Origin of the sequence: Serratia sp. Tan611, from assembly GCF_905188235.1 — a bacterium.
Classification (GTDB): Bacteria; Pseudomonadota; Gammaproteobacteria; order Enterobacterales; family Enterobacteriaceae; genus Serratia_B; species Serratia_B rhizosphaerae.
This window is the reverse complement of sequence record NZ_LR994655.1, coordinates 3,842,379-3,866,791: the sequence shown is the minus strand read 5'-3', so window position 1 is coordinate 3,866,791 and position 24,413 is coordinate 3,842,379. Positions and strand designations below refer to the sequence as shown.

Below are 24,413 nucleotides of genomic sequence, written 5' to 3'. Positions count from 1 at the left end.
GACCGCGCCCTGATGATTATTTGCCGCGGGTCAGCTTTTCCAGGTCGGCTTCAATCTCGGCAATCTTGTGCGACACCACGCCTTCCAGATGGCGCAGGTCTTCGAGGATCTTGCGTTTCAAATCGACTTCCGCCTGATCGCGCTGACACAGCTGATCCAGCTCATCGATCACATAGCGCAGGTTGGGGTTTATCTCGTGGATCTCTTTATAACCCTGACCGGCGTTGTCGGCCACCACGGTTTTACGCTGACGTGGATATTTGAATTTCACGCTTTTGGCGAAGAACTCGCCTTTATCCTTGCGGAAATAGATCTTGAGGATGTCGTTATTGGCCTCTTGCCGCAGGCTATAACGATCGATATCTTCCGGTTGATTAATGCCCAAGCTTTTCAAATTATCGTACATACGTCGCCCCTAGTAATAAGTGTTATTCCACGTTAGTGAGGATGCCCGCGTTGCTTAAGATAAAAAAATAGCGGGTGAATCACCCGCTATTCAGCTTAGTCGATGGTGCGCAATAACTCATTAATGCCGACTTTTCCGCGCGTCTTGGCGTCCACTTTTTTGACGATCACCGCACAGTACAGGCTGTAGGAACCATCTTTGGACGGCAGGTTGCCGGATACCACGACGGAACCCGCTGGGACGCGACCGTAGTGGATTTCGCCGGTTTCACGGTCGTAAATACGGGTGCTCTGGCCGAGGTAAACGCCCATGGAGATCACCGAGCCTTCTTCCACGATCACCCCTTCAACCACTTCGGAACGTGCGCCGATAAAGCAGTTGTCTTCGATGATGGTCGGGTTGGCCTGCAGCGGCTCCAGCACGCCGCCGATACCGACGCCGCCGGACAGGTGAACATTTTTACCGATCTGCGCGCAGGAACCGACGGTGGCCCAGGTATCGACCATGGTGCCTTCGTCAACGTAGGCGCCGATATTGACGTAGGATGGCATCAGCACGGTGTTGCGTGCGATAAACGCGCCCTGGCGCACGGTGGCCGGTGGTACGACGCGGAAACCTTCTTTCTGGAAGCGCGCTTCGTCGTAGTCGGCGAATTTCATCGGTACTTTGTCGTAATAGCGGGTTTCAGCCCCGTCCATCACCTTGTTGTCGTTGATGCGGAAAGAGAGCAGCACGGCTTTTTTCAGCCACTGATGGGTTACCCACTGGCCGTCAATCTTTTCGGCGACGCGCAGGGCGCCGCTGTCCAGCAGGGCGATGGCCTGGTTTACCGCTTCGCGCGTTACGGTGTCTACGCTCGTCGGGGTAATGTCCGCACGACGTTCAAAGGCGCTCTCGATAACGTTCTGTAATTGCTGCATTCTGTTCTCGTCCTGATAATGTTTAGCTAAAGGTTACTGGTTTACCCAAAAGATTTCGAGTGGCGGCGAGGCGGCAACCGCACGAGTTCCCCGGAGCTTACGTCGGTAAGTGACTGGGGTGAGTAAGGGCAGCCAACAACGCTGCCGCTTGAAAGATGAAGGGTATATCACATTTTATCGTTTGGATTGAGGGCCTCTGTCAACCGTTGTTCCAACTTTCTGCGCGTTTGGGCGTTTAAAGCACGCCGATCGCCGTCGGCCAGAATAAATAAATCCTCAACCCGCTCGCCGATAGTGGAAATGCGCGCGCCGTGCAGGGAAAGCCCCATATCGGCAAACACTTCACCGACGCGCGCCAGCAGGCCGGGCTGATCCAGCGCGGTCAGCTCCAGGTAACTGCGCCGGTCGGTGTGGGTCGGTAGAAAGCTGGCCTCCGTCGGCACGCTGAAGTGGCGCAGTTTGGACGATGGCCGGCGCACCCGCGGCGGCTGATAGTCGCGTTGGGTGATTGCCTGCAGCAGCGCCTGACGAATGGCGTTGTGGCGATCCTGCGCCAGCGGGCTGCCGTCCGGTTCCAGAACGATAAAGGTGTCCATCGCCATTCCGTCGCGGTTGGTGAAAATCTGCGCGTCGTGTACGCTCAGGTTGCGGCGGTCCATCTCTCCGGCGACGGCGGCGAACAGGTAGGGACGATCCGGGCTCCAGATAAAGATTTCGGTGCCGCCGCGCGTCGCCTGCCGGCTGACCAGCACCAGCGGTTTGGTGGAGTCGTGGGCCAGCAGGTGGCGTGCATGCCAGGCCAGCTGATTGGGCGAATGACGCAGGAAATAGTCGGCGCGGCAGCGGCTCCAGATGCGGTGCAGCGCCTCTTCGTCGATATTGTCCATGCGCAGCAGCGCCAGCGCCTGCAGGCGGTGGTGGCGTACGCGTTCGCGCAGGTCCGGGCTGTTCTGCATGCCGCGGCGCAGCTGCTTTTCCGTGGCGAAATAGAGCTCGCGCAACAGGCTCTGTTTCCAGCTGTTCCACAGCGTTTCGTTGGTGGCGCAGATATCCGCCACCGTCAGGCAGACCAGATAGCGCAGCCGTGTTTCGCTCTGTACTTCGGCGCTGAACTGCTGGATCACCGTCGGGTCCTGAATGTCGCGCCGCTGGGCGGTGACCGACATCAACAGGTGACAGCGCACCAGCCAGGCGACCAGCTGGGTTTCCCGCGAGTTGAGGCCGTGCAGCGCGGCGAACTCCACCACGTCTTCCGCCCCCAGAATAGAGTGATCGCCGCCGCGTCCTTTGGCAATATCGTGAAACAGCGCGGCGATCAGCAGCAGCTCCGGGTGGGGCAGGCGCGGATACAGCTCGACGCACAGCGGGTGGCGCGGCCGGGTTTCTTCATCGGCGAAGCTTTCCAGCTTTTGCAGCACGCGAATCGTGTGTTCATCTACGGTGTAGGCGTGGAACAGGTCAAACTGCATCTGGCCGACGATTTTTCCCCACTGCGGCATATAGGCCCACAGCACGCTGTGGCGGTGCATCGGCAGCAGGGCGCGCGCCACCGCGCCGGGATGGCGCAGAATCGCCATAAACAGCTCGCGGGCTTCGGGAATGGTGCACAGCGGCTGCTTCAGATGGCGACGCGCATGGCGCAGCTGGCGCACGGTGGTGGAGTAGATGCCGCGGATATCGCGGTTACGCACCATCAGATAGAACATGCGCATGATGGCTTCCGGCTGGCGTTCAAACAGCGTCTCGTCGCGCAGATCGATCAGATCGCCGCGCAGCTGGAAATCATCGTTCAGCGGGCGCGGTTTTTCCGTGGCGTCCAGCGCCAGAATTGCTTCATCAAACAGCTGCAGCAGCATGTTGTTCAGTTCGCTGACGCGGCGCGTCACGCGGTAGAAGTCTTTCATCATGCGCTCGACCGGCTCATTGCCTTCGCCTTGGTAGCGCAGCCGCTGCGCTACGCTGAGCTGGCGGTCGAACAGCAGCCGGTTATCATAACGCGACAGCTCCAGATGCAGCGCGAAGCGGATACGCCACAGCAGGCTCTGACATTCGTTCAGCTCGTTGCGTTCCGCCTGTGTCAGAAAGCCGAAACCGACCATTTCATCCAGCGAGGTGGCGCCGAAGTGGCGCCGCGCCACCCATAACAGGGTATGGATATCGCGCAGGCCGCCGGGGCTGCTTTTGATGTCCGGCTCCAGGTTGTAGCTGGTGCCGTGGTAGCGCTGGTGACGCTCCTGCTGCTCCTCTATTTTTGCGTGGAAAAAGTCGGGGGAGGGCCAGAAGCCGTCGCTGAAAATGTGTTTTTGCATCTGCAGGAACAGCGCCACGTCGCCGCAGATCATCCGCGATTCGATCAGGTTGGTGGCCACGGTCAGATCGGCCAGCCCTTCCAGCAGGCACTCTTCCAGCGTGCGTACGCTGTGGCCGACCTCCAGTTTCAGATCCCACAGCAGGGTGATGAATTCGCCGACGCGCGCCGCCTGCGGCTCGCTCAACCGCTGCTGGCTGAGCACCAGCACGTCGATGTCCGACAGCGGATGCAGCTCATCGCGGCCGTAGCCGCCCACCGCGACCAGTGCGGTTTCGGCAACCTGCTCAAAGCCGTAAAAACGCCACAGGCGGCGCAGCAGGCGGTCGACGAACTCACTGCGCGCCGCTACCAGGCTTTCGGCGCTGGCTCCGGCGTCAAAGGATGTCGCCAGCCAGTGCTGAAACTGCTCCAGTCGCTGTTTCAGCGTGCCGCAGTCCAGCTCATCATCGCCATAGGTATGGGGCGAGGCTGGCGGCGTCAGTGGCGCGACGACCGGCGGGGCGGATGCACGAAAATCTTCAGACATGGGATGGCCTATAAAAATAAAAAAGGCCGGCAAAAGCCGGCCTGTGTTATGCGTTTAGCGTACGGCGTTGCCGCCGCGCTTACATGTCATGCGTAATGATGTTGGGGATGGTGTCATCCTTGCGCAACGTCATTATCTCGCAGCCGTTTTCAGTCACCACAATAGTATGCTCATACTGTGCCGACAAGCTGCGATCTTTGGTTTTTACCGTCCAGCCGTCTTTCATGGTGCGGATGCGGTAGTCGCCGGCGTTGACCATCGGCTCGATGGTGAAGGCCATGCCCGCCTGCAGCACCACGCCGCCGTCGTCGGCGTCGTAATGCAGCACCTGCGGCTCTTCGTGGAACACTTCGCCGATGCCGTGTCCGCAGTATTCACGCACCACGGAGAACTTCTCGGCCTCTACGAACTGCTGAATGGCTTTGCCCAGCGTGCGCAGGCGGATGCCCGGCTTGACCATTTTCAGCGCCAGGTACAGGCTTTCCTGCGTGATGCGGCACAGGCGCTCGCCCAGAATCGTCGGTTTGCCCACCAGGAACATCTTGGAGGTGTCGCCGTGCCAGCCGTCTTTGATAACGGTGACGTCGATATTGACGATATCGCCGTCTTTCAGCACTTTGTCATCGCTCGGGATGCCGTGGCACACCACTTCATTCACCGAGATACAGACGGATTTCGGGAAGCCGTGGTAGCCCAGGCAGGCGGAGATCGCCTGCTGCTTTTCCGTGATGTATTCGTGACAGATACGGTCCAGTTCACCGGTGGTGACGCCGGGTTTGACGTAAGGCTCGATGATTTCCAGCACTTCGGCGGCCAGGCGGCCGGCTACGCGCATTTTTTGGATGTCATCAGCGTTTTTGATTGAGATGGCCATGAAATTCGTCCGAAGGTGTCGTGCTTGCCGACAATATTAAGAATATAGAAGCAGTTTGCTATGGTATCAGCCCGCCGGAGGGCTGCCAAATTTGATTTGCGCGCGCGGGCGGCGTTCAGGGGTTATACTGCAACAAAAGTTGGAGTCGGCGACGGGTTTATGGTATAAAGCGCGCCGGCGATCCGCGACTTCCGTCCAAAAGACGGTGGCCGGTGAGGCTGAAACTACTTAACTGCACTCGATTTGTGTAAATAACACACACGTATCGGCACATGCGCCGGGGTGCCTCAGGTGAGAACTTCGCTCTGGGGTCGGCGTTATGGGATACGTGGAGGCATAACCCCAATTTAATCTATAGAGGTTTAATCATGGCAACTGTTTCCATGCGCGACATGCTCCAGGCCGGTGTACACTTCGGTCACCAGACCCGTTACTGGAACCCGAAAATGAAGCCATTCATCTTCGGCGCTCGTAACAAGGTTCACATCATCAACCTGGAAAAAACCGTACCAATGTTCAACGACGCTCTGGCTGAGCTGAGCAAGATCTCTGCCCGTAAAGGCAAGATCCTGTTTGTTGGTACCAAGCGCGCAGCAAGCGAAGCGGTAAAAGAAGCTGCCAACAACTGCGACCAGTTCTTCGTGAACCATCGCTGGTTGGGCGGTATGCTGACTAACTGGAAAACCGTTCGTCAGTCCATCAAACGTTTGAAAGATCTGGAAACCCAGTCTCAAGACGGCACCTTCGACAAGCTGACCAAAAAAGAAGCGCTGATGCGTACCCGTGAACTGCAGAAGTTGGAAAACTCTCTGGGCGGTATCAAGGATATGGGCGGTCTGCCAGACGCTCTGTTCGTTATCGATGCCGATCACGAACACATCGCGATCAAAGAAGCCAACAACCTGGGTATCCCGGTATTCTCTATCGTTGATACCAACTCCGATCCAGACGGCGTTGACTTCATCATCCCTGGTAACGACGACGCAATCCGTGCAGTAAACCTGTACCTGACCGCCGTTGCTGCCGCAGTACGCGAAGGTCGCTCTCAAGATCTGGCCGTTCAGGCGGAAGAAGGCTTGGTAGAAGCTGAATAATAAGGCAAGCTCGAACTCGAGCCCTTATTAACCAGGTATTGACATATGTTGGTTAGGGGGGCCTTAAAGGCCCCCTTTGCTTATCTGAATGAGAACCCTGTCCGATAGGTTCCGCGTTGTTGCCCGGCGCGACGGCGCGAAAGGTATCGGGTAAATCTCCGAGTGAGATAACCGAGGAATTAAAAAATGGCTGATATTACCGCTGCCCTGGTAAAAGAACTGCGCGAGCGTACTGGCGCTGGCATGATGGATTGCAAAAAGGCGCTGGTTGAATCCAACGGCGACATCGAGCTGGCAATCGAAAACATGCGTAAGTCTGGTGCGATCAAAGCAGCGAAAAAAGCAGGCAACGTAGCTGCTGACGGCGTGATCAAAACCAAAATCGAAGGCAACTACGGCGTGATTCTGGAAGTTAACTGCCAGACTGACTTCGTGGCTAAAGACGCTGGTTTCCAGGCATTCGCTGACAAAGTGCTGGACGCGGCCGTTGCCGGTAAAGTAACTGACGTCGAAGTACTGAAAGCACAGTTCGAAGAAGAGCGCGTTGCTCTGGTGGCGAAAATTGGTGAAAACATCAACATTCGTCGCGTAGCCGTACTGGAAGGCGACGTGCTGGGCAGCTACCTGCACGGCGCACGTATCGGCGTTCTGGTTTCCGCTAAAGGCGCTGACGAAGAGCTGGTTAAGCAGATCGCAATGCACGTTGCGGCCAGCAAGCCTGAGTTCGTGAAGCCTGAAGACGTTTCTGCCGAAGTGGTGGAAAAAGAGTATCAGGTTCAGCTGGACATCGCTATGCAGTCCGGCAAGCCGAAAGAAATCGCAGAGAAAATGGTTGAAGGCCGCATGAAGAAATTCACCGGCGAAGTTTCTCTGACCGGTCAGCCTTTCGTTATCGAGCCAAGCAAATCCGTTGGTCAGGTGCTGAAAGAGCACAACGCTGACGTTGTTAACTTCATCCGCTTCGAAGTGGGCGAAGGCATCGAGAAAGTTGAAGCTGACTTTGCTGCTGAAGTTGCAGCAATGAGCAAGCAGTCTTAATGACTGTTAATGGAACCGCCGTCTGGCGGTTCCATTTTATATCCGCCGTATTTCAGGCAGCGGGTAGGGTGCCTTTTTCCTGCAACCTGAATTATTTAGGATATATCTTTATCCGGATCCAGCCAGATTTACTCCGATGGCGAGCCCTGCCGGGTTATACTCTGCGCAGGCGCATTTCATCGGCTAAAACCCCCAATACTATTACTGCTGCTTAGGACAGAATAACCATGGCAACCAATGCAAAACCCGTATATCAGCGTATCCTGCTCAAACTGAGCGGCGAAGCCCTGCAAGGCGCAGAAGGTTTTGGTATCGACGCGAGCGTTTTGGATCGCATGGCTCAGGAAGTGAAAGAGCTGGTCGAGCTGGGCATTCAGGTCGGTGTAGTTATTGGCGGTGGCAACCTGTTCCGCGGCGCGGGCCTGGCGCAAGCCGGGATGAACCGCGTAGTGGGCGACCACATGGGAATGCTGGCTACCGTGATGAACGGCCTGGCTATGCGTGATGCACTGCACCGTGCCTATGTGAACGCCCGCCTGATGTCGGCTATCCCGCTGAATGGCGTGTGTGATAACTACAGCTGGGCAGAGGCCATCAGCCTGCTGCGTAACAACCGCGTAGTGATTTTCTCTGCCGGTACCGGCAACCCGTTCTTTACCACCGACTCTGCCGCCTGCCTGCGTGGGATCGAAATTGAAGCAGACGTGGTATTGAAAGCCACCAAAGTGGATGGTGTATACTCCGCCGATCCGGTGAAAAACCCGGATGCGACGCTGTACGAACAGTTAACCTATCAGGACGTGCTGGAACGTGAACTGAAAGTCATGGATCTGGCCGCGTTTACGCTGGCGCGCGATCACAGCCTGCCGATCCGCGTGTTCAATATGAACAAGCCGGGTGCGCTGCGTCGCGTCGTGATGGGTGAGAACGAAGGTACATTGATCAGCAAGTAATTGCTGCTCGATACTGATTGAGCGGGGCGGGTGGCGACGTGCGCGCCTGTCCCCAGCAAGTAAAATTCACGGGCTATAATAAGCCTGCCAAGTAACCCGTTTCCAAAGGTTCGCAACGTGATTAATGACATCAGAAAAGATGCTGACGCACGCATGGAAAAAAGCGTCGAAGCATTCAAAAACCAAATCAGCAAAATCCGCACCGGCCGCGCGTCGCCAAGCATTCTTGACGGCATCATGGTGGAATACTACGGCGCCGCGACGCCGCTGCGCCAGCTGGCCAGCATCACGGTGGAAGATTCCCGTACGCTGAAAATCAACGTGTTCGATCGTTCCCTGAGCCAGGCGGTGGAAAAAGCCATCATGACCTCCGATCTGGGTCTGAACCCGTCTTCCGCTGGTTCCGACATCCGCGTGCCGCTGCCTGCGCTGACCGAAGAGCGTCGTAAAGATCTGATTAAGATCGTGCGTGGTGAAGCAGAGCAGGGCCGTGTGTCCGTGCGTAACGTGCGTCGCGATGCCAACGATAAGGTCAAGGCGTTGCTGAAAGACAAGGAAATCAGCGAAGATGAAGAACGTCGTGCGCAAGACGACATTCAGAAAATGACCGATGGTTATATCAAGCTGGTAGACGCCGCTCTGGCGGAGAAAGAAAAAGAGCTGATGGAATTCTAATCGGCTTTGCGCTGAACAAAGCGTCGCTTAGGCGGCGCTTTATTTTTTGCAGCGCAGATCTCGTTTTATCGTACTGAAAGATCGTGGACATCCGGTGAGCAAGGTTTCACACTGGAGCACTATCGATCTTATCAGACAGTTACTCAGAGCGAACTCATGAAGCAACTGACTATTCTTGGCTCCACCGGTTCCGTCGGCACCAGCACGCTGGCTGTTGTACGGGAAAATCCTGAACGTTTCGCCGTGAAGGCGCTGGTTGCCGGTCGCAATGCGACGGTGATGGCGCAGCAGTGCCTGGAGTTCCGCCCGGCCTATGCGGCGATGGCGGACGAAGCCTCGGCGGCGCAACTGCGCACGCTGCTGGCGGAGCAGGGCGTGACGACCGAAGTGATGGCGGGTGAACAGGCCGCCTGCGAGCTGGCGGCGCTGGACGACGTCGATCAGGTGACTGCGGCCATCGTCGGCGCCGCCGGTTTGCTGCCAACGCTGTCGGCAATCCGCGCTGGCAAGCAGGTGCTGCTGGCGAATAAAGAGTCGCTGGTGACCTGCGGCCGTCTGTTTATGGATGCGGTGCGGCAGAGTCAGGCGCAGCTTTTACCGCTCGATAGCGAGCATAACGCGATTTTTCAGAGTTTACCTGAGAGCATTCAGCGCCAGTTGGGATACTCTTCACTGGAAGATCATGGTGTTTCGCGCATTGTGCTGACCGGTTCCGGCGGCCCGTTCCGTACCACGCCGCTGGAGCAGTTTGCCGCGATGACGCCGGATCAGGCGTGTGCCCATCCCAACTGGTCGATGGGGCGCAAGATCTCGGTGGATTCCGCCACCATGATGAATAAAGGTCTGGAATATATTGAGGCCCGCTGGCTGTTTAATGCCTCGGCCGAACAAATGGAAGTGATTCTGCACCCGCAGTCGGTCATTCACTCGATGGTGCGCTATGTCGACGGCAGCGTACTGGCGCAGTTGGGCACGCCGGATATGCGTACGCCGATCGCCCACGCGATGGCCTATCCGCAGCGCGTGAATTCCGGCGTTGCCGCGCTGGACTTTTGCCGCATCGGCGCGTTGACCTTCTCCGAGCCTGAGCGTGAACGTTATCCCTGCCTGCATCTGGCCATTGCGGCCTTTGATGCGGGGCAGGCGGCGACCACCGCGCTTAATGCCGCCAACGAAGTGGCGGTGGCCGCTTTCCTGCAGGCGCAGATTCGCTTCACCGATATCGCGGCGGTGAACCAAAAAGTTGTCGAACGGCTGTCTTTGCAGGAACCGACCTGCGTTGACGCGGTCTTAGATATCGATCGCCAGGCGCGTGTTGCTGCCGCTGAAATTGTGAAGGCGCAGCGCGCCTGAGCCCGTGATATTGTCTGATTTTGTTCGTAAATTGCGCGCGCCGCTCTGGGCCTGTTTGTTCAGGCTTCGCTGAGGTGATATAGTCTGCGCCACCTGTCAGCGGTTATACCGTTGAATAATGGCCTGATTGGTATGCCGAATACCTCTTCGTCCCAGACGACGTCTGGGCTATCAGGACGTGCAGACGAAAAAGCCGTGTCGGGCACACGGCTTTTTTTGCGCGCAAGGGCCTGAAGTTCCGGAAAGGCTGTTGTGTTTCTATCGAGGAAATAAGTACGAGTTATGTCGTCCGCAAATCAACAAGAAGCTAATCCGTCCATTTCAGGGCCACGTCACGTTGCCATCATTATGGACGGTAACGGACGTTGGGCTAAACGTCAGGGCAAGTTACGTGTCTTCGGTCATAAAGCAGGGGTGAAATCGGTGCGCCGAGCCGTCAGCTTTGCCGCCAGCCATCATTTGGATGCGCTCACGCTTTATGCCTTCAGCAGTGAGAACTGGAATCGTCCGGCGCAGGAGGTCTCCGCATTGATGGAGCTTTTTGTGCGCGCCCTGGACAGTGAAGTGAAAAGCCTGCACAAACATAACGTCAGATTGCGCGTGATTGGCGATGTCAGCCGATTCAGCGCACGTTTGCAGGAGCGTATTCGTCGCTCCGAGCAACTGACTGAAAATAACGATGGCCTGACGCTCAACATTGCCGCCAACTACGGCGGTCGTTGGGATATCATGCAGGGAGTAAAGACTTTGGCCGAAAAAGTGCAGGAAGGTTTACTGCGCCCGGACCAAATCAGCGAAGAGTTGCTGAGCGAACAGGTTTGCATGAGCGATCTGGCGCCGGTGGATCTGGTGATCCGTACCGGCGGTGAACACCGCATCAGCAACTTCTTACTGTGGCAGATCGCTTATGCCGAACTTTACTTTACTGATGTACTCTGGCCTGATTTTGATGAACTTGTCTTTGAAGGTGCGCTGAATGCATTTGCACAACGTGAGCGCCGCTTCGGGGGAACAACACCTATCGGCGCTAATGCGTCCTAGGGGGAACTTTTGCTGAAGTATCGCCTCATAACTGCTCTGATTTTAATACCGATCGTTATTGCAGCGCTGTTTTTGCTGCCTCCGGTGGGATTTGCCCTGGTAACGCTGGTAGTGTGCATGTTAGCTGCGTGGGAGTGGGGCCAGTTGGCCGGGTTTGCCTCCCGTTCTCAACGTATCTGGTTGGCGATACTCTGCGGCTTTTTACTGGCGCTGATGATGCTGAGCGTACCGGCCTATCATCAGTCCGTTCACCTGCTGCAGGTTGGCGGGCCGCTGTGGATGTCGCTCGGATGGTGGCTGGCTGCGTTGCTGCTGGTGCTGTTTTATCCGGGCTCTGCAGGGCTGTGGCGTAATTCACGCCCGCTGCGGCTGGTATTCGGTATCCTGACTATCGTGCCGTTCTTTTGGGGCATGCTGGCGCTGCGTCAGTTCGGCTATGAGCAAAACCATTTTACCGGTGCCTGGTGGCTGCTGTATGTGATGCTGCTGGTATGGGGTGCGGATTCCGGCGCCTACGTCTTCGGCAAACTGTTCGGCAAACACAAGCTGGCACCGAAGGTTTCGCCGGGTAAAACCTGGGAAGGTCTGATTGGCGGTCTGGTGACCTCGGCGCTGATTTCCTGGCTGTTTGGCCGCTATGCGCCGCTGAACGTGGTGCCGGCAACTCTGCTGGTTTGTTCGGTGACTGCCGCGCTGGCCTCGGTGCTGGGCGACCTCACCGAGAGCATGTTCAAACGGGAAGCGGGCATCAAGGACAGCGGCCATCTGATTCCGGGACATGGCGGGATACTGGATCGTATCGACAGCCTGACCGCCGCCGTGCCGGTATTTGCCTGTTTGATGCTGTTAGTGTTTTAATCCGTCCGTGACGGGGAGTGTAGGGATGATGTTCAGCGTGCTCTGGAACCTGGTAGCGTTTATTATTGCACTCGGTATATTGATTACCGTGCATGAGTTCGGGCACTTTTGGGTGGCCCGTCGCTGCGGCGTCCGCGTTGAACGCTTCTCCATCGGCTTTGGCCGCGCCCTGTGGCGGCGCACCGACCGTCACGGCACCGAATTCGTTATCGCGTTGATCCCGCTGGGCGGCTACGTCAAAATGCTGGATGAGCGCGTGGAGACGGTGGCGCCTGAGCGGCGTCACCAGGCCTTTAACAATAAAACCGTCTGGCAGCGCGCCGCCATTGTCAGCGCAGGGCCAATCGCGAACTTCCTGTTCGCCGTGGTTGCTTACTGGCTGGTGTTTATCATCGGCGTCCCTAGTTTTCGTCCGGTTATTGGCGAAATATCACCACAATCTATCGCCGCTCAGGCGCAAATTTCACCAGGAATGGAACTAAAGTCCGTTGGCGGTATCGAAACGCCTGATTGGGAAGCTGTTCGTCTGGCGCTGGTGACCAAGATTGGCGATGAGAAAACCGAAGTAGGGATTGCGCCTTTTGGCACATCGCAGGTGGTAAATAAAACCCTGGATTTACGCCAGTGGAATTTTGAGCCAGACAAGCAGGATCCGGTGGTTTCACTGGGGATTATTCCCCGCGGGCCGCAGATTGAATCGGTATTGGCACAGGTGCAATCCGGTTCGGCAGCGCAAAAAGCGGGTTTGCAAGCCGGGGATAGGATCGTTAAAGTCGATGGTCAGCCTTTAGGACGTTGGCAAACGTTGGTGAAGCGAATTCACGACGGCCCGGGGCAGCCGCTGGCTTTAGAGATTGAGCGAAACGGCGCGCCGTTGTCATTGACGCTGGTTCCGGATAGCAAGACGGCGGCAGGAAAGGACATCGGCTTTGCCGGTATTATTCCGAAAGTGTTGCCACTGCCGGATGAGTACAAGACGATTCGTCAGTTTGGACCGTTCTCGGCGCTGTATCAGGCCGGGGACAAGACCTGGCAAATCATGCGCCTAACGGTCAGCATGCTGGGTAAATTAATAACCGGTGATGTGAAGCTGAACAACCTGAGCGGCCCGATTTCCATAGCACAGGGCGCCGGGGCTTCAGCCGGAGTCGGGTTTGTGTATTACCTGATGTTCCTGGCGTTGATTAGCGTCAACCTGGGGATCATCAACCTGTTCCCATTACCGGTGTTAGATGGTGGGCACCTCCTCTTCCTGGCGATAGAAAAGCTGAAGGGTGGCCCGGTTTCCGAGCGAGTACAGGACTACAGCTACCGCATAGGTTCGATTTTGCTGGTACTGTTAATGGGTCTTGCACTTTTCAATGATTTTTCTCGCCTGTAAGGGCGGGGATAGGTTAGGAAGAACGCATAACAACGATGGCGATGAAAAAGTTGCTCATAGCGTCGCTGCTGTTTGGCAGCGCCACCGTATACGGTGCAGACGGGTTCGTGGTGAAAGACATTCATTTCGAAGGCCTGCAGCGGGTCGCCGTCGGTGCGGCGTTACTCAACATGCCGGTTCGCGTAGGCGATACCGTCACTGACGATGACATCAGTAATACCATTCGTGCCTTGTTTGCCACCGGCAACTTCGAGGACGTGCGCGTACTGCGCGATGGTAATACGTTGATCGTGCAGGTTAAGGAACGTCCTACCATTGCCAGCATCACCTTCTCCGGCAACAAGTCGGTGAAAGATGACATGCTCAAGCAAAACCTGGAAGCCTCTGGCGTCCGGGTTGGCGAAGCGCTCGACCGCACCACGATTTCCAGTATTGAAAAAGGCCTGGAAGACTTCTACTACAGCGTTGGTAAGTACAGCGCCTCGGTGAAAGCCGTGGTGACGCCACTGCCGCGCAACCGTGTTGACCTGAAGCTGGTGTTCACGGAAGGGGTTTCCGCAAAAATTCAACAGATCAACATCGTCGGCAACCATGCCTTCACCAACGATGAACTGATTTCACGTTTCCAACTGCGTGATGAGGTGCCATGGTGGAACGTGGTCGGCGATCGCAAATACCAGAAGCAGAAACTGGCGGGCGATCTTGAAACCCTGCGCAGCTTCTATCTGGACCGCGGTTACGCGCGTTTCAACATTGATTCGACGCAGGTCAGCCTGACGCCGGACAAGAAAGGTATCTACATCACCATCAACATCACCGAAGGCGATCAGTACAAGCTTTCTGACGTGGTGGTGAACGGCAACCTGGCCGGCCATTCGGCCGAAGTCGCCCAGTTGACCAAGATTGAGCCGGGCGAACTGTACAACGGCAGCAAAGTGACCAAAATGGAAGACAACATCAAGAAGATGTTGGGCCGTTATGGTTACGCCTACCCGCGCGTACAGACTCAGCCGGAAATCAACGATGCGGATAAAACCGTCAAGCTGCACGTCAACATCGACGCGGGCAACCGCTTCTATGTGCGCCGCATCAAGTTCGAAGGTAACGACACCAGCAAAGATTCCGTACTGCGCCGTGAAATGCGTCAGATGGAAGGCTCATGGCTGGGCAATGACCAGGTTGAGCAGGGCAAAGAGCGTCTGAACCGTCTGGGCTACTTCGAAACCGTGGACGTTGAAACGCAACGCGTGCCGGGTACTGCCGATCAGGTTGACGTCACCTACAAGGTGAAAGAGCGCAACACCGGTACGTTCAACTTCGGCGTAGGTTACGGTACGGAAAGCGGCGTCAGCTTCCAGGTTGGCGTTCAGCAGGACAACTGGCTGGGCACCGGTTACTCGGTGGGCGTCAGCGGCACCAAGAACGACTATCAGACCTATGCGGAACTGTCCGCCACCAACCCATACTTCACCGTTGACGGTGTGAGCCTGGGCGGTCGTATCTTCTATAACGACTTTAAGGCCGACGACGCAGACCTGTCTGATTATACCAACAGCAGCTACGGCGTTGACGGTACGCTGGGTTTCCCAATCAACGAGAACAACTCGCTGCGCGCCGGCCTGGGCTATGTGCATAACAGCCTGTCCGACATGCAGCCGCAGATCGCCATGTGGCGTTATCTGAACTCGATGGGGCAGGATCCGAACACCATGGATCGCGCCAGCTATAAGGCGGATGACTTCACGCTGAACCTGGGCTGGACGTACAACAACCTTGACCGTGGTTATTTCCCGACCTCCGGTAACCGCACCACCCTGAATGGTAAAATCACCATTCCTGGCTCTGACAACGAATACTACAAACTGACGTTGGACAGCGTACAGTACGTGCCGATCAACGAAGATCGCACCTGGGTGCTGTTGGGCCGTGGCCGTCTGGGCTATGCCGACGGTCTGGGCGGTAAGGAAATGCCGTTCTATGAGAACTTCTATGCCGGCGGTTCCAGCTCCGTGCGTGGCTTCCAGTCCAATACCATTGGTCCGAAAGCGGTGTACTACAATTCCAACTCCTACAGCTGCAGCAACGGCACCAAGCTGTGCGGCTCTGACGATGCGGTCGGCGGCAACGCCATGGCGGTCGCCAGCATGGAGTTGATTACGCCTACGCCGTTTATCAGCGAAAAATACGCTAACTCGGTACGTACCTCGCTGTTCGTCGATGCGGGTACCGTGTGGGATACCAACTGGGAGAAGAACCAGACCGCTGGTTTCGATATTCCGGATTACAGCAAACCAGGCAACATTCGCGTGTCCGCCGGTATTGCGCTGCAGTGGATGTCGCCGCTGGGGCCGTTGGTGTTCTCTTACGCCAACCCGCTTAAAGATTACGAAGGCGATAAATCCGAGCAGTTCCAGTTTAATATTGGTAAGACCTGGTAACGGTTTTACCTCTGTGTAAAACGTTGCTAAGAATCGCAATAGCCAGACTGTCAAAGCGACAGAGGGAGAAAAGTCTCATTGTTTCGTGAGATAAGTCTGGCAGATTGTGTATTTCACGTGTCGAATGACACAAACGGTGATGGTAAGGAGTTTATAGTGAAAAAGTGGTTGTGTGCCGCAGGCCTCGGTTTAGCAATGGCTGCTTCAGCGAGTGTTCAGGCTGCTGACAGTATTGCTGTCGTTAACGTTTCCAGCATTTTCCAACAGTTGCCAGCACGCGAAACCGTGGCGAAACAACTGGAAAACGAATTCAAAGGCCGTGCAAGTGAACTCCAGAACATGGAACGCAGCCTGCAGACTAAAATGCAGCGACTGCAGCGTGACGGCTCTACGATGAAGGCGAGCGAACGCAGCAAGCTGGAAAAAGACGTGATGGCGCAGCGCGAGCAGTTCTCCAAGAAAGCTCAGTCTTTCGAGCAGGACAATCGCCGTCGTCAGATGGAAGAGCGTAACAAGATCCTGAGCCGTATTCAGGATGCAGTGAAAACTGTTGCCAGCAAAGAAGGTTATGACGTGGTGATCGACGCCAACGCCGTAGCTTACGCAGGTTCTTCCAAAGACATCACTGCTGACGTGCTGAAACAGGTTAAATAAAACATGCCTTCAATTCGACTGGCTGATTTAGCGCAGCAGTTGGATGCACAATTGCACGGTGATGGCGATCTCGTCATCACCGGCATTGCTTCTATGCATTCCGCACAAACTGGCCAAATTACGTTTTTGTCAAACAGCCGCTATCAACAGCAGCTGTCTTCCTGTCAGGCCAGCGCCGTGGTGCTGACTGAAGCAGATCTGCCACACTGCCGCAGCGCGGCGCTGGTGGTAAAGAATCCCTACCTGACCTATGCGCGCATGGCGCAACTGATGGACACCACGCCGGCACCGGCTCAGGATATCGCGCCAAGCGCGGTAATTTCTCCTGAAGCGCAGCTTGGGCAGAACGTGGCCGTCGGCGCGAATGCGGTTATTGAGTCAGGCGCCGTGCTCGGCGATAACGTGGTTATCGGCCCGGGCTGTTTTATCGGCAAGAATGCTCGCCTGGGCGCGGGTACGCGCTTATGGGCAAACGTCACCGTCTATCATGAGGTTGAAATTGGGCAACGCTGCCTGATTCAGTCGGGGACGGTGATTGGCGCAGACGGCTTCGGCTATGCCAACGAACGCGGAAACTGGGTGAAGATCCCCCAACTGGGCACGGTCATCATCGGCGATTGCGTCGAGATTGGCGCCTGCACCACCATTGACCGCGGTGCGCTGGATAACACTCTGATCGGAAATGGTGTTATCATCGACAACCAATGCCAAATTGCGCATAACGTGGTGATTGGCGAAAATACCGCCGTTGCCGGTGGCGTCATCATGGCTGGCAGTCTGAAAATAGGCCGCTATTGCCAGATCGGCGGCGCCAGCGTGATCAACGGTCACATGGAGATTGCCGACCAGGTGGTGGTCACGGGAATGGGAATGGTTATGCGACCAATCACCAAACCTGGGGTATACTCTTCGGGTATTCCGTTACAACCCAATAAAGCTTGGCGTAAAACCGCCGCGTTGGTGATGAATATCGATGAGATCAGCAAGCGTTTGAAAGCTGTCGAACGAAAAGTCGGTAAAGACGACGATTCCCAATAAGCTTGCCCGCTGCATCACGGCGTATTCAGTCCCAAAATGAAATACTGCAGGCAATATCGTGCACGTATAGGGAAACGAAGTGCAAAATAAAGATGCAGCTTGCAGGATGATGGGTATAATCACCGCCGCCCGCCTAACTGGGTAGAAAAACGAAACGCGTTGGCCGCTCGCGGCTAAAAGCGCAAAGTGTTGTGAATTTGCGGCCTGCCTGATGATCTCCTTTTTGGGGTCAACGCAGGCCGTGTTGTTGATGCCATCAGTTTTTAGAGACAGGAAGAGTATTTTGACTACTGACACTCATACTCTAGATATTGCAGAAATTTTGGAACTGCTCCCTCATCGTTATCCATTCTTGCTGGTTGACCGTGTACTTGAGTTTGAAGAGCATAAATATCTGCGTGCGGTAAAAAACGTTTCCGTTAACGAGCCGTTTTTCCAGGGCCACTTCCCTGGCAAGCCGATTTTCCCAGGCGTATTGATCCTGGAAGCCATGGCGCAGGCCACCGGTATTCTGGCGTTTAAAAGCGTCGGCAAGCTGGAGCCGGGCGAGCTGTACTATTTTGCCGGTATTGACGAAGCACGCTTCAAGCGTCCTGTCGTGCCTGGCGACCAGATGATTATGGAAGTCACTTTCGAGAAAACTCGTCGTGGCCTGACGCGCTTTAAAGGCGTGGCGACCGTCGACGGTAAAATTGTCTGCGAAGCAACCATGATGTGTGCCCGCAGCCGGGAGGCATAATCCGTGATAGACCAAACCGCCTTTATCCACCCAAGCGCAATTGTTGAAGACGGTGCCGTTATCGGCGCCGGAGCGCACATTGGCCCTTTCTGTTACGTCGGCTCCCAGGTGGAAATCGGCGAAGGCACGGTGCTTAAATCTCACGTAGTGGTCAATGGCATCACCAAAATTGGCCGCGAAAACCAGATTTATCAGTTCGCCTCTATCGGCGAAGTGAACCAGGATCTGAAATATGCGGGCGAACCGACGCGCGTTGAAATCGGCGACCGTAACCGCATTCGCGAGAGCGTAACCATTCACCGCGGTACGGCGCAGGGCACCAACGTGACCAAAGTCGGCAACGATAACCTGCTGATGGTTAATGTGCACGTGGCTCACGACTGCGTGGTGGGGAATTCCTGCATACTTGCCAACAATGCGACGTTGGCGGGCCATGTGGAGATCGACGATCATGCGATCATCGGCGGTATGACGGCTATTCACCAGTTCTGCATTATCGGCGCGCACGTCATGGTTGGCGGCTGCTCCGGCGTTGCGCAGGATGTGCCGCCTTTCGTTATCGCGCAGGGCAACCATGCAACGCCGTTCGGCGTGAATGCCGTTGGTCTGAAACGTCGCGGCTTTGATAAGGATGAAATGCAGGCGATCCGTAACGCTTACAAGACTCTGTATCGCAGCGAAAAAACGCTGGACGAAGCCAAGACGGAAATCGAAGCGCTGGCACAGCAGCAGCCGGTAGTGAAGCAGTTCCTCGATTTCTTCGCGCGTTCCACCCGCGGCATTATTCGCTGATCTATGTCAACGCGTCCATTGACTATCGGACTGGTCGCCGGCGAGACCTCCGGCGACATTCTTGGCGCCGGATTGATTCGCGCGCTGAAAGCGAAGCACCCGAATGCGCGCTTTGTCGGCGTAGCCGGCCCGCTGATGCAGGCCGAGGGATGCGAAGCCTGGTACGACATGGAGGAGCTGGCGGTAATGGGCGTGGTGGAAGTGCTGGAGCGCTTGCCCCGTCTGCTGAAGATTCGTAAGGATCTGACCCGCCGCTTCAGCGAACTGGCGCCTGACGTGTTTGTCGGTATTGACGCGCCAGACTTCAATATCACGCTGGAAGGTCGCCTGAAACAGCGCGGCATTCGCACCATTCACTATGTCAGCCCGTCCGTCTGGGCCTGGCGTCAAAAGCGCGTTTTCAAAATAGGCAAAGCGACCGACCTGGTGTTGGCGTTTCTCCCTTTTGAAAAAGCGTTTTACGATCGTTTCAACGTTCCCTGCCGTTTTATCGGCCATACCATGGCCGATGCGATGCCGCTGCAGCCGGATAAACTGGCCGCACGTGCCGCATTGGGCATTGCGCCGGAGGCGCGCTGTCTGGCGCTGCTGCCGGGCAGCCGCGGTGCGGAAGTGGAGATGCTGAGCGCCGATTTCCTACAAACCGCGCAGCTGTTACGCACCCGCTATCCGGACCTCGAAGTGGTGGTGCCGCTGGTGAATGCCAAGCGGCGCGAACAGTTCGAGCGCATCAAGGCGCAGGTAGCGCCGGATCTGCCCGCCCATCTGCTGGACGGCAAAGCGCGCGAGGCGATGATCGCCAGCGATGCGGCATTGCTGGCTTCCGGCACCGCTGCGCTGGAGTGCATGTTGGCCAAGTGTCCGATGGTGGTAGGCTATCGTATGAAGCCGTTCACTTTCTGGCTGGCGCAGCGGCTGGTGAAAACGCCGTACGTTTCGCTGCCGAACCTGCTGGCCGGGCGTGAAATCGTCACCGAGCTGCTGCAGCACGACTGCGTACCGGACAAGCTGGCCGCGGCGTTGCTTCCTCTGCTGGAAGATAGCCCGCAGGCGGAGCAGTTGAAACAGACTTTCCTTGAACTGCATCAGAGCATCCGCTGCGATGCAGACGAACAGGCCGCTCAGGCTGTGTTGGAGCTGGCGAACAAATGACTGAAGCCTTTATCTACCCCGACGCCCGGCTGATTGCCGGCGTGGATGAAGTCGGGCGCGGCCCACTGGTCGGCGCGGTGGTTACCGCTGCGGTGATCCTTGACCCGGCGCAACCGATCGTCGGCCTGGCCGATTCGAAAAAGCTCAGCGAAAAGCGCCGGCTGGCGCTGTATGATGAGATCCTCGCCAAGGCGCTCTCCTGGAGCCTCGGGCGTGCCGAGCCGGAAGAGATTGACCGTCTGAATATTTTGCATGCCACGATGCTGGCGATGCAGCGGGCGGTGGCCGGGTTGCATATTGAGCCGGATATGGTTTTAATCGACGGTAATCGCTGCCCGGCGCTGCCGATGCGTGCGCAGGCAGTGGTCAAAGGCGACAGCCGCGTGGCGGAAATCAGCGCGGCGTCTATCCTGGCGAAGGTGACGCGCGACCGTGAAATGACCGAGCTGGATCGCGCTTTTCCGGAATATGGCTTTGCGCAGCATAAAGGCTATCCGACCGCTTTCCATCTGGAGCGGCTGGCCGCGTTGGGCGCCACCGAACATCATCGTCGCAGCTTTGCCCCGGTAAGACGGGCGCTGGAGCTGTAATCTGCGGGCCGAACCGGGCCTGACAATACGCTGGAGTTAACCCGGGTTCAGCCTGCTGAGCCCCCCATTTTGGTATCTGGATATGGCCGAACCTCGTTTTATTCACCTGCGCGTTCACAGCGACTACTCCATGATAGATGGACTCGCCAAGACCGGCCCGTTGGTGAAGAGGGCCGCGGCGCTTACCATGCCGGCGCTGGCCATCACCGACTTTACCAACCTGTGCGGCCTGGTGAAATTTTATGGCACGGCGCACGGCGCCGGGGTAAAGCCGATCATCGGCGCAGATTTCCACGTACAGAGCGACGTGCTGGGCGATGAGCTGGCCGAGCTGACGGTACTGGCGGCGAACAACACCGGCTATCAAAACCTGACGCTGCTGATTTCCCGTGCTTACCAGCGCGGCTACGGCGCGGCAGGGCCGATTATCGACCGCGACTGGCTGATTGAATACCGCGAAGGGCTGATTCTGCTGTCCGGCGCCAGAATGGGCGACGTGGGCAAATTTATGCTGCGCGGCAACCAGGCGCAGGTCGATCAGTGTCTGGATTTTTATCAACAATACTTCCCCGACAGTTACTACCTGGAGCTGATCCGCACCGGACGCCCGGACGAGGAGAACTACCTGCACGCGGCGGTGGCGTTGGCGGCTGAACGCGGCCTGCCGGTGGTGGCCACCAACGACGTACGCTTCCTGGTAGAAGACGATTTTGACGCGCATGAAATTCGCGTCGCTATCCATGACGGCTTTACCCTCGACGATCCCAAACGCCCGCGCAACTATAGCGCGCAGCAGTATATGCGCAGCGAAGATGAGATGTGCGAGCTGTTTGCCGATATTCCTGAGGCGCTGATCAACAGCGTTGAAATCGCCAAGCGCTGCAACGTCACCATCCGTCTGGGCGAATATTTCCTGCCGCAGTTCCCGACCGGTGAGATGACCACCGAAGACTTCCTGGTCGCCAAGTCGAAAGAGGGGCTGGAAGAGCGCCTCGAGTTTCTGTACCCGGATCCGGAGGTTCGCGCCCAGCGACGCCCTGAATATGATGAGCGTCTGGATATCGAGCTGAAGGTCATCAACCAGATGGGTTTCCCCGGCTACTTCCTGATCGTGATGGAGTTTATCCAGTGGTCGAAGGATAACGATGTGCCGGTAGGGCCGGGACGTGGCTCTGGTGCCGGCTCACTGGTGGCCTACGCGCTGAAAATCACCGATCTGGATCCGCTGGAGTTCGATCTGCTGTTCGAACGTTTCCTTAACCCGGAACGTGTCTCGATGCCCGACTTCGATGTCGACTTCTGCATGGAAAAACGCGACCGGGTGATCGAGCACGTGGCGGACATGTACGGCCGCGAGGCGGTATCGCAGATTATTACCTTCGGCACCATGGCGGCGAAAGCGGTAATCCGCGACGTGGGCCGCGTGCTGGGGCATCCGTATGGCTTCGTTGACCGTATCTCCAAGCTGGTGCCGCCTGACCCGGGCATGACGCTGGAGAAAGCCTTTGCCGCCGAGCCGCAGCTGCCGGAAATCTATGAGGCGGATGAAGAGGTCAAAGCGCTGATCGATATGGCGCGCAAGCTGGAAGGCGTCACCCGTAACGCCGGTAAACACGCCGGGGGCGTGGTGATCGCGCCGACCAAGATTACCGACTTCGCGCCGCTGTACTGCGACGCCGAAGGGCATCACCCGGTGACGCAGTTCGACAAGAACGATGTGGAATACGCCGGTCTGGTGAAGTTTGACTTCCTGGGGCTGCGTACTCTGACCATCATCGACTGGGCGCTGGAGATGATCAACGCCCGGCGCGCCAAAAGTGGCGAGGAGCCGATAGATATCGCGGCGATCCCGCTCGATGACAAGAAAAGTTTCGATATGCTGCAGCGCTCGGAAACCACGGCGGTATTCCAGCTTGAATCGCGCGGCATGAAAGACCTGATCAAACGCCTGAAGCCCGACTGTTTCGAAGATATGATCGCACTGGTGGCGCTGTTCCGCCCGGGGCCGCTGCAGTCCGGCATGGTAGATAACTTTATCGACCGTAAGCACGGTCGTGAAGAGATCTCCTACCCGGATATCCAGTGGCAGCATGAATCGCTTAAACCGGTGCTGGAGCCGACCTACGGCATTATCCTGTATCAGGAACAGGTGATGCAGATTGCCCAGGTGCTGGCCGGCTATACGCTGGGCGGCGCGGATATGCTGCGCCGTGCAATGGGTAAGAAAAAGCCGGAAGAGATGGCGAAACAGCGCTCGGTGTTTGAAGATGGCGCGAAGAGCATCGGCGTCGACGGCGAACTGTCGATGAAAATCTTTGACCTGGTGGAGAAATTCGCCGGTTACGGCTTTAACAAATCCCACTCTGCCGCCTATGCGCTGGTATCCTACCAGACGCTGTGGCTGAAAGCGCATTATCCGGCCGAGTTTATGGCGGCGGTGATGACCGCCGATATGGACAACACCGATAAGGTGGTCGGCCTGGTGGACGAATGCTGGCGCATGGGGCTGAAGATCCTGCCGCCGGACATCAACAGCGGCCTGTATCACTTCCACGTCAATGATGACGGCGAGATCGTTTACGGTATCGGCGCGATTAAAGGCGTGGGTGAAGGGCCGATTGAGGCTATTCTTGAAGCACGCAACAGCGGCGAGCAGGGCTATTTTAAAGATCTGTTTGACCTGTGCGCGCGCTCGGATATCAAAAAGCTTAACCGGCGTATTCTGGAAAAGCTGATTATGTCCGGCGCATTCGACCGGTTGGGGCCGCACCGCGCCGCGCTGATGAACTCGCTGCCTGATGCATTGAAAGCGGCGGACCAGCATGCCAAGGCCGAGGCTATCGGCCAGGTGGATATGTTTGGCGTACTGGCGGAAGCGCCGGAACAGGTGGAACAGTCCTACGCCAACGTGGCGCCGTGGCAGGAGCAGGTGGTGCTGGACGGTGAGCGGGAAACGCTGGGGCTGTATTTGACCGGCCACCCGATTACCCAGTACCTGAAGGAGATCGAACGCTACGCCGGCGGCCTGCGTTTGAAAGATATGCACCCGACGGATCGGGGCAAAATGACTACCGCCGTCGGGCTGGTGGTCGCTGCGCGCGTGATGGTCACCAAGCGCGGCAATCGTATCGGTATTTGCACCCTGGATGACCGTTCCGGACGCCTGGAGGTGATGTTATTTACCGACGCGTTAGAAAAATACCAGCATTTGTTGGAAAAAGACCGTATCCTGATTGCCAGTGGACAGGTCAGCTTTGATGACTTTAGCGGTGGGCTTAAAATGACCGCCCGCGAGCTAATGGACATCAGTGAAGCCCGTGAAAAATATGCTCGTGGGCTTGCTATCTCGCTGACGGACAGGCAAATTGATGACCAGCTTTTGAACCGTCTCCGCCAGTCGTTGGAACCCCATCGATCGGGGACGATTCCAGTGCATCTGTACTATCAACGGGTCGACGCTCGTGCCAAGCTGCGTTTTGGCGCAACCTGGCGAGTGACGCCCACGGACCGCTTGTTGATAGACTTACGGACTTTGGTAGGTAATGAGCAGGTGGAACTGGAATTTGACTAATATAGGAAT

The 24,413-nt window shown here is 56.7% G+C and carries 20 protein-coding genes; 16 read left to right on the top strand and 4 right to left on the bottom strand.

Annotation, left to right across the window (positions count from 1 at the left end):
• Positions 1 to 16 precede the first annotated feature (16 nt).
• The 4 genes from TAN611_RS18235 to map form a co-directional block, all read right to left on the bottom strand.
• Positions 17 to 406 (bottom strand): DUF3461 family protein, encoded by a 390-nt coding sequence (locus TAN611_RS18235; protein ID WP_105232311.1) that lies wholly within the window; start codon positions 404 to 406, stop codon positions 17 to 19.
• Positions 407 to 501: 95 nt separating this feature from the next.
• Positions 502 to 1,326, bottom strand: a complete 825-nt coding sequence (dapD, locus tag TAN611_RS18230) for a 2,3,4,5-tetrahydropyridine-2,6-dicarboxylate N-succinyltransferase (protein ID WP_105232310.1) — start codon at positions 1,324 to 1,326, stop codon at positions 502 to 504.
• A 167-nt stretch (positions 1,327 to 1,493) separates the two neighbouring features.
• A complete protein-coding gene (gene glnD / locus TAN611_RS18225; protein WP_105233492.1) occupies positions 1,494 to 4,163 on the bottom strand; it encodes a bifunctional uridylyltransferase/uridylyl-removing protein GlnD in 2,670 nt (889 codons plus the stop codon).
• Positions 4,164 to 4,242: 79 nt separating this feature from the next.
• On the bottom strand, positions 4,243 to 5,037 hold the full coding sequence (gene map, locus TAN611_RS18220; protein ID WP_015673564.1) for a type I methionyl aminopeptidase: 795 nt from the start codon (positions 5,035 to 5,037) through the stop codon (positions 4,243 to 4,245).
• A gap of 368 nt (positions 5,038 to 5,405) precedes the next feature.
• Here map and rpsB point away from each other — a divergent pair, with 368 nt between their 5' ends.
• The 16 genes from rpsB (at position 5,406) to dnaE (ending at position 24,404) form a co-directional block, all read left to right on the top strand.
• Positions 5,406 to 6,131, top strand: coding sequence for a 30S ribosomal protein S2 (rpsB, locus tag TAN611_RS18215; RefSeq protein WP_105232309.1), 726 nt, complete (start codon positions 5,406 to 5,408; stop codon positions 6,129 to 6,131).
• A 186-nt stretch (positions 6,132 to 6,317) separates the two neighbouring features.
• Positions 6,318 to 7,169: a translation elongation factor Ts gene (tsf, locus tag TAN611_RS18210; RefSeq protein ID WP_203066836.1), complete on the top strand. Its 852-nt coding sequence runs from the start codon at positions 6,318 to 6,320 to the stop codon at positions 7,167 to 7,169.
• A 227-nt stretch (positions 7,170 to 7,396) separates the two neighbouring features.
• On the top strand, positions 7,397 to 8,122 hold the full coding sequence (pyrH, locus tag TAN611_RS18205; protein WP_105232307.1) for a UMP kinase: 726 nt from the start codon (positions 7,397 to 7,399) through the stop codon (positions 8,120 to 8,122).
• Positions 8,123 to 8,239: 117 nt separating this feature from the next.
• Complete coding sequence (gene frr, locus TAN611_RS18200) at positions 8,240 to 8,797, top strand: ribosome recycling factor (RefSeq protein ID WP_203066835.1); 558 nt, start codon at positions 8,240 to 8,242, stop codon at positions 8,795 to 8,797.
• Positions 8,798 to 8,953: 156 nt separating this feature from the next.
• Positions 8,954 to 10,150 carry a 1-deoxy-D-xylulose-5-phosphate reductoisomerase gene (gene ispC, locus TAN611_RS18195; RefSeq protein ID WP_203066834.1) on the top strand — a complete coding sequence of 399 codons (1,197 nt, stop codon included), beginning with the start codon at positions 8,954 to 8,956 and terminating at the stop codon, positions 10,148 to 10,150.
• A 282-nt stretch (positions 10,151 to 10,432) separates the two neighbouring features.
• Positions 10,433 to 11,191 (top strand): (2E,6E)-farnesyl-diphosphate-specific ditrans,polycis-undecaprenyl-diphosphate synthase, encoded by a 759-nt coding sequence (gene ispU, locus TAN611_RS18190; RefSeq protein ID WP_054306199.1) that lies wholly within the window; start codon positions 10,433 to 10,435, stop codon positions 11,189 to 11,191.
• Between the two features lie 9 nt (positions 11,192 to 11,200).
• Positions 11,201 to 12,049: a phosphatidate cytidylyltransferase gene (gene cdsA / locus TAN611_RS18185; protein WP_015673558.1), complete on the top strand. Its 849-nt coding sequence runs from the start codon at positions 11,201 to 11,203 to the stop codon at positions 12,047 to 12,049.
• Positions 12,050 to 12,077: 28 nt separating this feature from the next.
• On the top strand, positions 12,078 to 13,430 hold the full coding sequence (gene rseP, locus TAN611_RS18180; RefSeq protein WP_105233490.1) for a sigma E protease regulator RseP: 1,353 nt from the start codon (positions 12,078 to 12,080) through the stop codon (positions 13,428 to 13,430).
• 35 nt (positions 13,431 to 13,465) lie between these two features.
• The gene (bamA, locus tag TAN611_RS18175; protein WP_105232304.1) at positions 13,466 to 15,868 is read left to right on the top strand and encodes an outer membrane protein assembly factor BamA; all 2,403 of its coding nucleotides are present in this window, start codon (positions 13,466 to 13,468) and stop codon (positions 15,866 to 15,868) included.
• A gap of 156 nt (positions 15,869 to 16,024) precedes the next feature.
• A complete protein-coding gene (skp, locus tag TAN611_RS18170) occupies positions 16,025 to 16,522 on the top strand; it encodes a molecular chaperone Skp (RefSeq protein WP_105232303.1) in 498 nt (165 codons plus the stop codon).
• Between the two features lie 3 nt (positions 16,523 to 16,525).
• Positions 16,526 to 17,560 carry a UDP-3-O-(3-hydroxymyristoyl)glucosamine N-acyltransferase gene (lpxD, locus tag TAN611_RS18165; RefSeq protein WP_105232302.1) on the top strand — a complete coding sequence of 345 codons (1,035 nt, stop codon included), beginning with the start codon at positions 16,526 to 16,528 and terminating at the stop codon, positions 17,558 to 17,560.
• 283 nt (positions 17,561 to 17,843) lie between these two features.
• Complete coding sequence (gene fabZ / locus TAN611_RS18160) at positions 17,844 to 18,299, top strand: 3-hydroxyacyl-ACP dehydratase FabZ (RefSeq protein WP_015673553.1); 456 nt, start codon at positions 17,844 to 17,846, stop codon at positions 18,297 to 18,299.
• 3 nt (positions 18,300 to 18,302) lie between these two features.
• Positions 18,303 to 19,091, top strand: coding sequence for an acyl-ACP--UDP-N-acetylglucosamine O-acyltransferase (lpxA, locus tag TAN611_RS18155; protein WP_105232301.1), 789 nt, complete (start codon positions 18,303 to 18,305; stop codon positions 19,089 to 19,091).
• Positions 19,092 to 19,094: 3 nt separating this feature from the next.
• A complete protein-coding gene (gene lpxB, locus TAN611_RS18150) occupies positions 19,095 to 20,243 on the top strand; it encodes a lipid-A-disaccharide synthase (RefSeq protein ID WP_187044217.1) in 1,149 nt (382 codons plus the stop codon).
• Complete coding sequence (rnhB, locus tag TAN611_RS18145) at positions 20,240 to 20,833, top strand: ribonuclease HII (RefSeq protein ID WP_105232299.1); 594 nt, start codon at positions 20,240 to 20,242, stop codon at positions 20,831 to 20,833. The genes lpxB and rnhB overlap by 4 nt, the downstream gene beginning before the upstream one ends.
• Positions 20,834 to 20,915: 82 nt before the next feature.
• Positions 20,916 to 24,404, top strand: a complete 3,489-nt coding sequence (dnaE, locus tag TAN611_RS18140) for a DNA polymerase III subunit alpha (RefSeq protein WP_105232298.1) — start codon at positions 20,916 to 20,918, stop codon at positions 24,402 to 24,404.
• Positions 24,405 to 24,413 lie beyond the last annotated feature (9 nt).